Origin of the sequence: Micromonospora sp. WMMB235, assembly GCF_001855515.1 — a bacterium.
Lineage (GTDB): Bacteria > Actinomycetota > Actinomycetes > Mycobacteriales > Micromonosporaceae > Micromonospora > Micromonospora aurantiaca.
In genome coordinates this window covers 5,217,875-5,231,411 of sequence record NZ_MDRX01000001.1, presented here as the reverse complement: position 1 = coordinate 5,231,411, position 13,537 = coordinate 5,217,875, and the positions used below count along the sequence as shown (strand labels likewise).

Genomic DNA, 13,537 nt, shown 5'->3' with positions numbered 1-13,537 from the left:
GCAGGCGCCTGGTGACGGCGCGTCGCCTCATCGTACCCACTTGCCCGTCCGCGCCCGGGAAGCGGCGGGCCCGAGGGTAGGCCGGGCCACAGCACGGGCTGGGGCGGGCTTTCCTGCGGCGCGGGGTCTACGGTGAAGGGGTGCACGACGAGCCCATCGACCCGTTCAACGGCGACCCGGCCGATCCGGCTGCCGGCCTGCACGATCCCGGCGACGACGACGCGCTCGACCCGCTGAGCGAGGTCGAGCGCCAGGACGTCCTGGAGGATCTCGCCGATCTGGAGATCTACCAGGCGTTGCTCCAGCCGATCGGCGTGCGCGGCCTGGTGATCGAGTGCGAAGACTGCCGCGAGCCGCACTACTTCGACTGGGACCTGCTGCGCGGCAACCTGCGCCACCTGCTCAACTCGGGGCGTCCCCGGGTGCACGAGCCGGCCTACGACCCCGACCCGGACCACTACGTGAGCTGGGACTACGCCCGCGGCTACGCCGACGGCGTGCACGACACGCTCACCGAGGGCACCGACGACTCCGCGCAGGAGTGATCCCCGCGCGGGTCAGGCGACCAGGCCGGCCCGGAACCCGGCCGCCACGGCGTGCGCCCGGTCGCGCGCGCCGAGCTTGCGGAACAGCCGCCGGGCGTGCGTCTTGACCGTGTCCTCGGAGACGAACAGCTCCCGCCCGATCTCCGCGTTGCTCTTGCCCTCGGCCATGCCGAGCAGCACCTGAAGCTCCCGCTCGGTCAGCCCGATCGCGCTGCGCGGCGACCGCGCCGGCCGCTGGGCCGCACCGGGCCGGGGCGCCTCCGCGCCGTCGGCCGCCGCCGGGTCGTCCGGGTCCTCACCCCGCTGCACGGGCACCACTGTGGGCAGGCCCGCCGCGTCCACCGGCGCCGTCGCCGGCCAGCCGGGCCCACCCTGGGTACGCCCCGGCGCCGCCGGCCGGGTCGGCCCGCCCACAGCCGCCGCGTCCCGGGCGGTGTCCGCCACCCGGTGCCTGTTGCTCCGCCCGGGGGCGGAGAGCAGCAGCAGCGCCTTGGCGACCGCGCTGGTCAGGTCGTGGTCGGCGTTCTGGATCAGTCCGCGCGCCCCGGCGCTGATGGTGGCCGCCGCCGACTCCGACTCCTCGGCGCCGAGCAGCAGCACCGCCGCCTGCGGGGCACGGGCCAGCACCCGCCGGACGAAGCCGGCGCTGTCCGGACGGGTCAGGGCGGTGTCGGCGAGCACCACGTCCACCGGGCGCTCGGCGAGCCGCAACATCACCTCCGGATCGGAGACGGCCGTCCGGACGACGCCGGACAGCCCGAGCCGCGCCGCCGCGGAGGTCAGATGCTGGGCCGCCAATGGTGTCCGAACGCACACAAGAACACTACGCACAGTGGTCTCCTCTCCGACTCAGAGCAGACCATGCGGAGGTGGGCTCGGGAGGGGGTTCCGGGCAATCATCCGAACTTTTCCGACAGATGGGGCATATGCCGCCGAGTGTCCGAGGTTTTCGATCACAGATGTGTGAGCCGCGGACCGCTCGGGTACCGAGGGGTTCATCCGGAACCGGCATCCCGCGCGGACCGCCGCCCGGTAGCTGGCAACGAACATTCTCCGCGGTGCCGCGCGGGAGGAGGGGTGCTGATGTCGAACGTACGTAGGCTGCCTGGACCGATCGACGAGCTCTGGGACTGGCAGCGGCTCGGAGCCTGCCGTGGCCGCGACAGCGCGCAGTTCTTCCACCCGGACGGCGAGCGCGGCTCCTCCCGGCTGCGCCGCGAGATGGGTGCCAAGTCGGTCTGCCGCGCCTGCCCGGTACGCGCCGAGTGCGCCGCCCACGCGCTCTCCGTACGCGAGCCGTACGGCGTCTGGGGCGGGTTCAGCGAGTCCGAGCGGCTGCGGCTGCTCGCCCTCGGCTGGGAGGACCTGGCCGACCGCCGGCAGACCAAGGTGGACATCGCCCGGCTGGAGGCGCGCCTCGGCCGGCCGCACAACACCGCCGTGCCGGACCAGCGCAAGGTCGCCTGACCGGCTTCACGACCCCCGACGCCGCGCCCCGGACCCCGGGGCGCGGCGTCGTCGTGTCGTCCCGCCCCGCCGCCCCCCGCGTGATCAACACCAGCTCGGCGAAATGGCTATATCGCGGAGCCTCTGATGCCACCACTTCGGGGAACTGGTGTTGATCTTTCGGGGTGGGGCGGTCGTCAGGTGACCGTGACCCGCACTGTGTGCCAGCCGGTCGCGCCGTCCGGGGCGACCGGGGCGCGCTGTTCCGTCTGGGTCTCGCCGGTCGTGTCGGTCGCCCGCACCTGGAGCGTGTGCTCGCCCGGCGTCGCGTCCCACCGCCAGGACCACTGCACCCAGGTGTCCGCCGACACCGCCGGGGCCGGCGTCGCCTCCTGCCAGGGGCCGCCGTCGACGCGTACCTCGACGCGACGGATGCCGCGGTGCTGCGCCCACGCCACACCGGCCACGATCACCGGGCCGGCGGCCGGGCGGCTGCGGGGCCGGGGCGTGTCGATCCGGGACTGCGTCTTGATCGGGCCCTGCGCGGACCAGCCGCGCGGCACCCAGTACGCGTCGAAGTCGGCGAAGCTGGTCAGCTCCAGCTCGGTGAGCCACTTGCAGGCCGACACGTACCCGTAGAGGCCGGGCACCACCATCCGCACCGGGAAGCCGTGCTGGATCGGCAGCGGCTCGCCGTTCATGCCGACCGCGAGCAGCGCGTCCCGCCCGTCGCGCAGCACCGAGGTGGGCGTGCCGCAGGTCCACCCGTCGACCGCGCGCCCGACCACCTGGTCCGCGCCCTCCTCCGGGCCGGCCTCGTCGAGCAGTTCCCTGATCGGTACGCCGAGCCAGCGCGCGTTGCCGATCAGGTCGCCGCCCACCTCGTTGGAGACGCAGGCGAGCGTCACGTACCGCTCGACCATCGGGCGGGCCAGCAGGTCGTCGAAGCTCAGCTCGATCGGGTTGCGCACCCGCCCGTGGATCCGCAGCCGCCAGGTGACCGGGTCCACCTGCGGCACCACCAGCGCCGTGTCGATCCGGTAGAACTCCCGGTTCGGCGTCACGTACGGCGCGAGCCGGGGCAGTGACAGGTCGGCTCCGGCCGGCACCTGCGGGGCGGGCACGGCCGGGGCGGGCAGCGTCACCGCCTCCCGGGCCGCCGACACGCCGCGCCGCCCGGCCAGCCAGTGCCCGCCCAGCCCGGCCACCGCCGCAGCGCCGGTGAGCAGCCCGGCGCCGCGCAGGAACCGCCGCCGCGACTCCGCGTCGTCGTCGTGCCGTACCGGCTCCCAGCCACCCGGGGTCTTCTCCTCCCCCGCGAGCGCGGCGACCGCCGGAGGCGGCGCCGACGGCGGCCGGTCCGCCGCGTCGGCCCGGTCGCGCCCGGCCTGCTCCCGGCGTGCCGGGCCGGCGCCCAGCGGCCCGGCCACGAACGCCCAGAGCGTCAGCGCGCCGAGTCCGCCGCCGACCAGGGAGGGCAGCGCGTCGAACGCGTCAGCGCCGGCCCGGGTCAGCGCGGCGGCGACGCCGAGCACGGCGAACGCGGCGACGCCGGCCAGGCCGATCACCAGCCGCCGGGCCGCCGCCAGGCCGAGCAGCGCCCCGAAGGCGGCCAGCAGCAGCGCCGTCCCGACCAGCAGGGCGATCTTGTCGTACGTGCCGAAGACGTCGATGGCGAACTGCTTGACCGGCTCGGGCACCAGGTCGACGACGAGTCCGCCGACGGCGACGAGCGGCGCGGACCGGGGACCGGTCAGGACCGCCACGGGCTCGGCGGTACCGAGTGCCACCACGGCGGCGACGACACCGGCCAGTGCCGCGCGGCGGCGGGAGAGGGTGCTCACGGCGTCCAGTCTGGTCGACCCGCCGGCCCGGCTGCCAATGTCGTCAGCGTTCCGTAAGGGCATACGCGTCAGGGCACACCACCGGGTCGGCGGTGTGCCCTGACGTCGGGCCGTGCGGTCGGGTCAGAAGCCCGGGCCGTGCTGGTGGCCGTGACCGTGCGAGTGGCCGTGCCCACCGGCGGCCGGCTCCGGCTCGGCCGGCTTCTCCACCACGAGGCTCTCGGTGGTGAGCAGCAGGCCCGCGATCGAGGCGGCGTTGCTGACCGCGTTGCGGGTCACCTTCACCGGGTCGATGATGCCGGACTTGGCCAGGTCGACGTACTCGCCGGTGGCGGCGTCGAGGCCGTGACCCCAGTCCTGGGCGACGACCTTCTGCACCACCACGTAGCCGTCGTGGCCGGCGTTCTGGGCGATCCAGCGCAGCGGCTCGACGAGCGCCTTGCGCACGATCGAGACGCCGACCTTCTCGTCACCGGTGAAGCCCAGGTCGTCGTCGAGCGCCGGCAGGATCTGGGCCAGGGCGGCACCGCCACCCGGGACCGTGCCCTCCTCGACCGCGGCCTTGGTCGCGGCGATGGCGTCCTCGATGCGGTGCTTGCGCTCCTTCATCTCGACCTCGGTGGCCGCGCCGACCTTGATCACGGCGATGCCGCCGGAGAGCTTCGCCAGCCGCTCGGCCAGCTTCTCCCGGTCCCACTCGGAGTCGGAGGCCTCGATCTCCTTGCGGATCTGCGCGACCCGGTCGGCGACCTCGGAGGCCTGCCCGCCACCGTCGACGACTGTGGTGTTCTCCTTGTCGACCACGACGCGACGGGCGGTGCCGAGCACCTCCAGGCCGACCTGGTCGAGCTTGTAGCCCAGCTCCGGGGCGACCAGCTCGGCGCCGGTCAGGATCGCCATGTCCTGGAGCATCGCCTTGCGGCGGTCGCCGAAGCCGGGGGCCTTGACGGCGCAGACCTTGACGGTCTTGCGCAGCGCGTTGACCACGAGCGTGGACAGGGCCTGGCCCTCGACGTCCTCGGCGACGATGAGCAGCGGCTTGTTGTTCTGGAGAACCTTCTCCAGCAGCGGCAGCAGCTCCTCGATCGCCGAGATCTTCTGGGTGGTGATCAGGATGTACGGGTCCTCCAGGACCGCCTCCTGCGCCTCCAGGTCGGTGACGAAGTTCGGCGAGATGAAGCCCTTGTCGAACTGGAGACCCTCGGTCACCTCCAGCTCGGTGGTGAGCGCGGAGCCCTCCTCGACGGTGATGACGCCGTCGCGGCCCACCTTCTCCATCGCCTCGGCGATCAGGTCGCCGATGGCGGCGTCCTGCGCGGAGACGGTCGCGACGTGCGCGATCGACTCCTTGCCGGCGACCTCGACGGCCTTGCCGAGCAGCGCCTCGGAGACCTTGGCGGCCGCCGCGTCGATGCCCCGCTTCAGGCCGGTCGGGTTGGTGCCGGCGGCCACGTTGCGCAGGCCCTCGCGGACCATGGCCTGGGCCAGCACGGTGGCGGTGGTGGTCCCGTCGCCGGCGACGTCGTTGGTCTTGGTCGCCACCTCCTTGACCAGCTGCGCGCCGAGGTTCTCGTACGGGTTGGTGAGCTCGATCTCCTTGGCGATGGTCACGCCGTCGTTGGTGATCGTGGGCGCACCGAACTTCTTGTCCAGGACGACGTTGCGCCCGCGCGGGCCGAGGGTGACCTTCACCGCGTCCGCGAGGGCGTTGACACCGTGCTCGAGCAGGTGCCGGGCGTCGTCCGAGAAGCTGAGGATCTTCGCCATCAGTATCCCTTCGAAGCGACGTCGCCCCGGCCCGGCGAGCCGGACCGGGGCAACGACACTGATCGGTTGCTTACTTCTCGATGACCGCGAGGACGTCGCGGGCGGAGAGCACCAGGTACTCCTCGCCGGCGTACTTGACCTCGGTGCCGCCGTACTTCGAGTAGAGGACGGTGTCGCCGACCTTCACGTCGATCGGCACGCGGTTGCCCTTGTCGTCGATCCGGCCCGGGCCGACAGCGAGGACGGTGCCCTCCTGCGGCTTCTCCTTGGCGGTGTCGGGGATCACGATGCCCGAGGCGGTGGTGGTCTCGGCCTCGTTCGCCTGGACCACGATGCGGTCCTCGAGCGGCTTGATCGCAACCTTGGTCGCGGTAGTCACGGGCATACCCTCCCGGGTACTTGGTGTCGTTGCCGGCCGGCATGCCGACCAGCGTCAATCTGCCACATGCCACCGGGCGGGGCCGTCGTCGCGGGTGCCGGTCCGCCTGGCGCTCAACCCCCGGGCACGAGGCTCGGGCGTTGGCACCCTCAGGGTGAGAGTGCTAATCGCAGGTTATTCCTCGGCTAGCACTCCGTCAAGGAGAGTGCCAACGCGTCGCCCTCCGTGTCGCGCCGGAACCGGGCCGGGAGAATGAGCGCGTGGATCTCGACCAGCTCGCCGCGCTGCGTACCCCCGAGGGGTCGGCCGCGCTCGCCGCGGCCGAACGGGTGGCCGGCGGCGACCCGCTGGCGGCGGCGGCCGCGCTGCGTTCGGCCGGAATCCCCGGCGGGCTCGCGGCGGCCGCACTCACCCAGGCCGAGCTGCGCCGCCGGGCGGCCGGCAAGTTCGGCGCGGCGGCGGCCGGGATGTTCCTCACCCGGGCCGGGCTGGAGCAGGCCACCCGCCGCGCGGTCGCCGACCGGCGCGCCGCGCGGCTGCGGGCCGCGGGTGTGACCACGCTGGCCGACCTGGGGTGCGGGCTGGGGGCCGACGCGCTCGCCGCGGCCCGCGCCGGCATCCGGGTGTACGCGGTGGAGGCCGACCCGGTGACCGCCGCGATGGCCGCCGCGAACGCCGAGGCGGCCGGGCTGGCCGACCTGGTGACTGTCGAGCGCGGTGACGCCACGGCGTTCGACGCGACAGGGGTCGACGCCGTGTTCTGCGATCCGGCGCGGCGGCGGGCCGGCACCGGGCGGCGTGTGTTCGACCCGAACGCCTACTCGCCGCCGTGGGACTTCGTCACCGGCCTGGCCGCACGCGTGCCGCGCACGGTGGTGAAGGTGGCGCCCGGGCTGGACCACGCGCTGATCCCGGCCGGCGCCGAGGCGGAGTGGGTGAGCGTGGACGGCGACCTGGTCGAGGCCGCGCTCTGGTGCGGCGAGCTGGCCGAGGTCCCACGCCGCGCCACCCTGCTGCGCGAGAAGGAAGGGCCCCTTCTTAACGCCTCCGGTAGTAAAAGGGGCCCTTCCTATCACCTCACCGGGACCGGTGCGCAGGAGGCGCCGGTGGGACCGGTGCGGCGGTTCCTCTACGACCCGGATCCGGCCGTGGTGCGCGCGCACCTGGTCGCCGAGCTGGCCGCCGACCTCGACGCCACGCTCGCCGACCCGTCGATCGCCTACCTGTACGCCGACGAGGCCCGGCCCACGCCGTTCGCCCGCTGCCTGGAGATCACCGACGTGCTGCCGTTCTCGCTGAAGCGGCTGCGCGCCCTGCTGCGGGAGCGGTGCGTCGGCCGGGTCGAGATCCGCAAGCGCGGCTCGGCGCTGGAGCCGGAGAAGCTGCGCCGCGACCTGCGGCTGTCCGGTGACGAGGCGGCCGGTCTGGCGCTGACCCGGGTGGCAGGCGACCCCACTGTGCTCGTCTGCCGGCCGGTTCCGGCCGGCGGTTGACCCCGGCTCACGTTTCCGGCTCGCGGTGTCGCGGCGCGCGGGTTAGCTTGAGCCCGTGGCGGGCCCTGGCACTCCGGCGATCGCGTTGCTGAGCAAGCGGAAGATCGCCCACAGCACCCACACCTACGACGTCTCGCCGGACGCGCCGAACTACGGTGCGCTCGTGGCGACCGCGCTCGGCGTGGCGCCGGAGCGCGTGTTCAAGTCGCTCGTCACCGAGGTCGACGGCGGGCTGACGGTGGCGGTGGTGCCGGTGACCGGCGAGCTGGACCTGAAGGCGCTCGCCGCCGCGGCCGGCGGCAAGCGGGCGACGATGGCCGACCGTACGACGGCCGAGCGCGCGACCGGATACGTCCGCGGCGGCATCAGCCCGCTCGGGCAGCGCAAGCGGCTACCGACTGTCATCGACGCCTCCGCGCTGACGCACCCGACGGTGTACGTCTCGGCGGGTCGCCGGGGGTTGCAGGTGCAGCTCGCGCCGACGGATCTGGTGGCGCTCACCGGGGCGACGACGGCGTCGATCGCCAATGCCTGAGCGGCTCGTGACGGTACGTGTGGGAGCGTTTCCGGAACGCGCTCTCCCGGCGGTGTCCCGCGGGTGACAACCGCGTTGCTGAATTGTTACCGCCGCCAACAAACTTCTGACCTCGGCAGTCTTGCGGCGCATGGGAAGCGGGGAATACGTTGCCGGGCACAACAAAACATCACCACTCCCCCACCTCCGAAAGGACCCTGCACATGCGCAAGGGCTTCCTCACCTTCGCGGCCGTCGGTCTTCTCGCGACCGGCAGCATGGCCGCCTGCGGTGACAACGGCGGTTCTTCCGACGAGGCCGGCGGCTCCAACGCCAAGAAGCCGAAGATCGGCGTGATCCTGCCGGACAGCAAGTCCTCCGCCCGCTGGGAGGGCGCGGACCGCAAGTACCTCAAGGCGGCGTTCGACGCGGCCGGCGTCGAGTCCGACATCCAGAACGCGCAGAACGACAAGACCGCGTTCCAGACCATCGCCGACCAGATGATCACCAACGGCGTCAACGTCCTGATGATCGTCAACCTGGACTCCGGCACCGGCAAGGCCGTGCTCGACAAGGCCAAGTCGCAGGGCGTCGCGACCATCGACTACGACCGGCTGACCCTGGGCGGCTCCGCCCAGTACTACGTCAGCTTCGACAACGAGGCCGTCGGCAAGCTCCAGGGCGAGGGCCTGAGCAAGTGCCTGACCGACAAGGGCGTCAAGAACCCGTCGATCGCGTACCTCAACGGCTCGCCGACCGACAACAACGCCACCCTGTTCAAGAACGGGTACGACTCGGTGCTCAAGCCGAAGTTCGACTCGAAGGAGTACACCAAGGTCGCCGACGACTCGGTGCCGGCCTGGGACAACGCGCAGGCCGCCACGATCTTCGAGCAGCAGCTGACCAAGGCCGGCGGCAAGATCGACGGCGTGCTCGCCGCCAACGACGGTCTCGGCAACGCGGCCATCTCGGTGCTGAAGAAGAACAAGCTCAACGGCAAGGTTCCGGTGACCGGTCAGGACGCCACCAAGGAGGGCCTGCAGAACATCCTCGCCGGTGACCAGTGCATGACTGTCTACAAGGCGGTCAAGAAGGAGGCGGACGCCGCCGCCGAGCTGGCCATCGCGCTCGCCAAGGGTGAGCGGAAGGACACCGGCCAGACGGTCAAGGACCCGGAGGGCGGCCGGGACGTGCCGTCGGTGCTGCTGGAGCCCAAGGCCATCTACAAGGACAACGTCAAGGACGTGGTGGCCGACGGATACGTCACCAAGGAAGAGCTCTGCACCGGTGCCTTCGCGAAGCTCTGCACCGACGCCGGCGTGAGCTGACCCACCCGCCTCAGGCGGCGCCGCCCGGCACGGGGTTTCCCGTGCCGGGCGGCGCCCGCGCCGGACGGGATCCGAGACCTCCCTCCGCCCAAAGGAGAACCCCGTGTCCGCAACCCCCCTGCTGGAGCTACGCGGGATCGACAAGAGCTTCGGTCCCGTCCAGGTGCTGCGTGACGTCGCCTTCGCCGCGCACGCCGGCGAGGTGACCGCGCTGGTCGGCGACAACGGCGCCGGCAAGTCGACCCTGGTCAAGTGCATCAGCGGCATCCACCCCACCGACGCCGGCGAGTTCGTCTTCGACGGCCGCCCGGTGACCATCAACAGCCCTCGGGACGCCGCCGCGCTCGGGATCGAGGTCGTCTACCAGGACCTCGCGCTCTGCGACAACCTCGACATCGTGCAGAACATGTTCCTCGGCCGGGAGAAGCGCAGCGGCATCGTGCTCGACGAGCCGACCATGGAGCAGATGGCCGCCGAGACGCTCGCCGGCCTGAGCGTGCGCACCGTGAAGTCGCTGCGCCAGCACGTGGCCAGCCTCTCCGGCGGCCAGCGGCAGACCGTGGCCATCGCCAAGGCCGTGCTCTGGAACAGCCGGCTCGTCATCCTGGACGAGCCGACCGCCGCACTCGGCGTCGCGCAGACCGCCCAGGTGCTGGAGCTGGTCCGCCGGCTGGCCGACAACGGCCTGGCCGTGGTGCTGATCTCGCACAACATGAACGACGTCTTCGCCGTATCCGACCGGATCGCCGCGCTCTACCTCGGCCAGATGGTCGCCCAGGTGAAGACCACCGACATCACCCACTCGCAGGTGGTCGAGCTGATCACCGCCGGCCGCTCCGGCAGCCTCGGCCTCACCGGCGAGCCGGGCGGCAACGGCGCCGCGCCCGCCGACACCACTCCAGGAGCCGTCCGATGACCGCCATCGTCGTGAAGAAGGAAGGCCCGGCCGGCGTCACCCCGACACCGACCGTCGGCAGCCACGTGAACAACTACTGGCGCCGGGTACGCGGCGGCGACATCGGTGCGCTCCCCGCCGTGGTCATGCTCGTGGCGCTGGCGGTGGGCTTCTCGATCGCCCGCCCGTCGTTCTTCACCGCCGGCAACCTGGCGAACCTGTTCACCCAGGGCGCGGCGGTCACGCTCATCGCGATGGGTCTGGTCTTCGTCCTGCTGCTCGGCGAGATCGACCTCTCCGCCGGCTTCGCCAGCGGCGTCTGCGCCGCGATCCTGGCCAACGTGGTGACAGTGCTCGGCTACCCCTGGTACGTGGCGGTACTCTCCGCCGTCGTCACCGGTGTGGTGATCGGCACCGTGCTGGGCCTGCTGGTCGCCAAGGTCGGCATCCCCTCCTTCGTGGTCACGCTCGCCGGGTTCCTGGCCTTCCAGGGCGTCGTGCTGACGCTCATGGACGAGGGCGCCAACATCGCGGTCCGGGACGACGTGCTCGTCGCGATCGCCAACCGCAACCTCTCGCCCGTGCTGGGCTGGTCGCTCGCAGCCGTCGCCGTCGTCGGGTACGCGGCCGTGCAGTTGCTGCGGCACCGCAACCGTGCCGCCCGCGGCCTGCTCACCGATCCGATCGCGGTGGTCGCCGCGCGGATCGCCGGTCTGGCCGTGATCCTCGGCGTGGCGGTCTACGTGCTCAACCTGGAGCGCAGCCGCAACGTGCTCGTCGTCTCGCTCAAGGGCGTGCCGATCGTGGTGCCGATCATCGCGATCCTGCTCGTCGTCTGGACGTTCGTGCTCCAGCGCACCAGCTACGGGCGGCACATCTACGCGGTCGGCGGCAACGCCGAGGCGGCCCGCCGGGCCGGCATCAACGTCGACCGGATCCGCATCTCCGTGTTCATCATCTGCTCCTCGATGGCCGCGATCGGCGGCATCGTGGCCGCCAGCCGGGCCAACTCGGTCGACCCCAACACCGGGGGCAGTAACGTACTGCTCTACGCCGTGGGCGCGGCGGTGATCGGCGGCACCAGCCTCTTCGGCGGCAAGGGCCGGGTCCTCGACGCCGTGCTCGGTGGCGCAGTGGTGGCGGTCATCGACAACGGTATGGGACTGATGGGATACAGCTCGGGCGTCAAGTTCGTGGTCACCGGCGTGGTGCTGCTCGCCGCAGCGACCATCGACGCGCTGTCGCGTCGGCGGGCCGCCGCCACCGGCACGCGCTGACCCGGGGTACGGGAACACCATGGCAGTGGCAATGCGCGCGGGCCCCAGTCAGGACGAGATCCGTCGGCAGAACCTGGGCGCATTGCTCCGCTATGTACACGTCCACGGTGCCACCACGCGGGCCGAGCTGACCACAGCGCTCGGCCTCAACCGCAGCACCATCGGCGCGCTGACCGCGGACCTGGCCGGCGCCGGTCTGGTCAGCGAGGGGACGCCGAAGGAGACCGGCCGGGCCGGACGACCGTCACTCGTCGTCCGGCCCGAGTCGGGGCGGGTCTACGCGTACGCGTACAGCGTCGAGGTGGACCGGCTGCGGGCCGCGCGGGTCGGGCTCGGCGGTGAGGTGCTCGACCGCCGGGAGATGGAGCGGCCACGCAACCTGGTCGCCGGGGAGGCCGCCCCGCTGCTGGCCGGGGCGGTCAAGGAGATGCACCAGTCGGTGCCGCCGGACGCGATCTGTGTCGGCGCCGGGGTCGCGGTGTGCGGCATGGTCCGCCGCGAGGACGGGCTGGTCCGGCTCAGCCCCACCACCGGCTGGGTGGACGAGCCGATCGGCGCGGCGCTCGCCGTCGAGCTGGGGATAGACGTACCCATCACGGTGGGCAACGTGGCCGACGTGGCCGCGTACGCCGAGCACGCCCGCGGCGCGGCGGTCGGCTGCGACAACGTCATCTACATCTACGGCGACGTCGGCGTGGGCGCGGGCATCATCGCCGGGGGCCGGCGGCTGAGAGGGCACGGCGGCTACGGCGGCGAGGTCGGCCACATGGTGGTGGTCCGCGACGGGGTGCGCTGCGACTGCGGCCGGCGCGGCTGCTGGGAGACCGAGATCGGCGAGCACGGGCTGCTGCGCGCCGCCGGCCGGTCCGAGGCGCGTGGCCGGGACGCCCTGCTCGCCGTCTTCGACGCCGCCGACCGCGGCGACGCCCGCGCCCAGACCGCGGTACGGCAGGCCGGCGACTGGCTCGGCTTCGGCGTCGCGAACCTGGTGAACATCTTCAACCCGGAGATGGTCATCTTCGGCGGCACCATGCGTGACCTCTACCTGGCCTCCGCGGCGCAGGTACGCAGCCGGCTCAACTCCAACGGGCTGCCCGCGTGCCTGGAGCACGTACGGCTGCGTACCCCGAAGCTCGGTGGCGACGCGGCGCTGATCGGCGCCGCCGAGCTGGCGTTCGAACGACTCCTCGCCGACCCGCTGAACTGATCGGCCCGCCGATCCGTACCAGTGTGCGGACGGGCGGCCGGCTTGCGCGGCCGTCCACGACCCCGCGTACCGGTCCGGACCGAGGAGGCACCGCAACCATGGCATCGCTGGAATCCGCACGCCGCAAGCTGGCGCACCGGGTGGTACTGCTGCTCGCCGCGCTGGGCGCGGGGATCGGCGTCATTCCCGGGACGGCACAGGCCGCACCCAACCCCGGCGTGCAGATGAACGCCGCCGACATGACGCTGCTCAACGGCGTACGGCTGGCCGGGCTGTGGGAGATGCCGGCCGGGCAGATGGCGGCCGAGAAGGGCCAGTCCGCCCGGGTACGCGAGGTCGGCGCGGAGATCGCCAAGCAGCACGCGGAGCTGGACCTGCTGGTGGTCGAGGCCGCGAACAAGCTGGGCGCCACCCTGCCGACGGATCCGACGGCCGAGCAGAAGGGGTGGCTGACTGAGATGCAGAACGCCACCGGCGCCCGGTTCGACCAGATCTTCGTCACCCGGCTGCGGGTCGCCCACGGCAAGATCTTCCCGGTGATCGGCGCGGTCCGGGCCAGCACCCGTGACCCGATCGTGCGCAAGCTGGCCGAGGACGCCAACACGTTCGTCAACGACCACATGACCATGCTGGAGAGCACCGGGCTGGTGCGCTGGCAGCAGTTGCCGCCGGCCGCGCTGCCGCCCGCGCAGAGCGACTCGCTCGTCGCCGCCGCCCAGGCCAACGTGGGCAGCGGCGGTGGACTCCAGGTGGGCACCGGTGTGGTGTGGGCGGTGTTCCTGATCGCGCTCGGCACCGGCGGGTACGCGACCTGGCGGCTGACCCGCCGCACGTGACCCCCG

The 13,537-nt window shown here is 72.5% G+C and carries 13 protein-coding genes; 9 read left to right on the top strand and 4 right to left on the bottom strand.

The features are described from left to right. The first annotated feature begins 140 nt into the window (after positions 1 to 140). A complete protein-coding gene (locus BFV98_RS23205; protein WP_013288541.1) occupies positions 141 to 545 on the top strand; it encodes a DUF5319 domain-containing protein in 405 nt (134 codons plus the stop codon). 12 nt (positions 546 to 557) lie between these two features. Here the strand turns inward: BFV98_RS23205 and BFV98_RS23200 are convergent, their stop codons facing one another. Further along, positions 558 to 1,376, bottom strand: a complete 819-nt coding sequence (locus BFV98_RS23200) for a response regulator transcription factor (RefSeq protein WP_013288542.1) — start codon at positions 1,374 to 1,376, stop codon at positions 558 to 560. A 252-nt stretch (positions 1,377 to 1,628) separates the two neighbouring features. On the opposite strand from BFV98_RS23200, the gene BFV98_RS23195 reads away from it, so the two are divergent. Then, entirely contained in the window at positions 1,629 to 2,012 is a 384-nt protein-coding gene (locus BFV98_RS23195) for a WhiB family transcriptional regulator (RefSeq protein ID WP_013288543.1), read from the top strand. A gap of 176 nt (positions 2,013 to 2,188) precedes the next feature. On the opposite strand, the gene BFV98_RS23190 is transcribed toward BFV98_RS23195, so the two are convergent. The 3 genes from BFV98_RS23190 to groES all read right to left on the bottom strand — a co-directional run bounded on the left by BFV98_RS23190 (position 2,189) and on the right by groES (position 5,987). Further along, complete coding sequence (locus BFV98_RS23190; protein WP_071097791.1) at positions 2,189 to 3,835, bottom strand: sulfite oxidase; 1,647 nt, start codon at positions 3,833 to 3,835, stop codon at positions 2,189 to 2,191. A 123-nt stretch (positions 3,836 to 3,958) separates the two neighbouring features. Further along, positions 3,959 to 5,602, bottom strand: coding sequence for a chaperonin GroEL (groL, locus tag BFV98_RS23185; RefSeq protein WP_013288545.1), 1,644 nt, complete (start codon positions 5,600 to 5,602; stop codon positions 3,959 to 3,961). A gap of 70 nt (positions 5,603 to 5,672) precedes the next feature. After that, on the bottom strand, positions 5,673 to 5,987 hold the full coding sequence (gene groES / locus BFV98_RS23180; protein WP_018222648.1) for a co-chaperone GroES: 315 nt from the start codon (positions 5,985 to 5,987) through the stop codon (positions 5,673 to 5,675). Between the two features lie 254 nt (positions 5,988 to 6,241). Between groES and BFV98_RS23175 the strand changes: the two genes are divergently transcribed. From BFV98_RS23175 to BFV98_RS23145, 7 genes are all read left to right on the top strand, one after another. Beyond that, positions 6,242 to 7,474 carry a methyltransferase domain-containing protein gene (locus BFV98_RS23175; RefSeq protein ID WP_071097790.1) on the top strand — a complete coding sequence of 411 codons (1,233 nt, stop codon included), beginning with the start codon at positions 6,242 to 6,244 and terminating at the stop codon, positions 7,472 to 7,474. 55 nt (positions 7,475 to 7,529) lie between these two features. Next, complete coding sequence (ybaK, locus tag BFV98_RS23170; RefSeq protein ID WP_071097788.1) at positions 7,530 to 8,009, top strand: Cys-tRNA(Pro) deacylase; 480 nt, start codon at positions 7,530 to 7,532, stop codon at positions 8,007 to 8,009. Positions 8,010 to 8,212: 203 nt separating this feature from the next. Beyond that, complete coding sequence (locus BFV98_RS23165) at positions 8,213 to 9,316, top strand: sugar ABC transporter substrate-binding protein (protein WP_013473650.1); 1,104 nt, start codon at positions 8,213 to 8,215, stop codon at positions 9,314 to 9,316. 103 nt (positions 9,317 to 9,419) lie between these two features. Beyond that, positions 9,420 to 10,232 carry an ATP-binding cassette domain-containing protein gene (locus BFV98_RS23160; RefSeq protein ID WP_013288549.1) on the top strand — a complete coding sequence of 271 codons (813 nt, stop codon included), beginning with the start codon at positions 9,420 to 9,422 and terminating at the stop codon, positions 10,230 to 10,232. Beyond that, complete coding sequence (locus tag BFV98_RS23155; protein ID WP_013288550.1) at positions 10,229 to 11,488, top strand: sugar ABC transporter permease; 1,260 nt, start codon at positions 10,229 to 10,231, stop codon at positions 11,486 to 11,488. The genes BFV98_RS23160 and BFV98_RS23155 overlap by 4 nt, the downstream gene beginning before the upstream one ends. Before the next feature lie 31 nt (positions 11,489 to 11,519). Next, positions 11,520 to 12,695 (top strand): ROK family protein, encoded by a 1,176-nt coding sequence (locus BFV98_RS23150; protein ID WP_071097787.1) that lies wholly within the window; start codon positions 11,520 to 11,522, stop codon positions 12,693 to 12,695. A gap of 98 nt (positions 12,696 to 12,793) precedes the next feature. Then, positions 12,794 to 13,531, top strand: coding sequence for a DUF4142 domain-containing protein (locus BFV98_RS23145; RefSeq protein WP_013288552.1), 738 nt, complete (start codon positions 12,794 to 12,796; stop codon positions 13,529 to 13,531). Positions 13,532 to 13,537 lie beyond the last annotated feature (6 nt).

Coding starts and splice junctions, on each gene's coding strand:
- BFV98_RS23195 (WP_013288543.1), top strand. CDS start 1,629: ATGTCGAACGTACGTAGGCTGCCTGGACCGATCGACGAGCTCTGGGAC.
- groL (WP_013288545.1), bottom strand. CDS start 5,602: ATGGCGAAGATCCTCAGCTTCTCGGACGACGCCCGGCACCTGCTCGAG.
- groES (WP_018222648.1), bottom strand. CDS start 5,987: ATGCCCGTGACTACCGCGACCAAGGTTGCGATCAAGCCGCTCGAGGAC.
- BFV98_RS23165 (WP_013473650.1), top strand. CDS start 8,213: ATGCGCAAGGGCTTCCTCACCTTCGCGGCCGTCGGTCTTCTCGCGACC.
- BFV98_RS23155 (WP_013288550.1), top strand. CDS start 10,229: ATGACCGCCATCGTCGTGAAGAAGGAAGGCCCGGCCGGCGTCACCCCG.
- BFV98_RS23150 (WP_071097787.1), top strand. CDS start 11,520: ATGCGCGCGGGCCCCAGTCAGGACGAGATCCGTCGGCAGAACCTGGGC.
- BFV98_RS23145 (WP_013288552.1), top strand. CDS start 12,794: ATGGCATCGCTGGAATCCGCACGCCGCAAGCTGGCGCACCGGGTGGTA.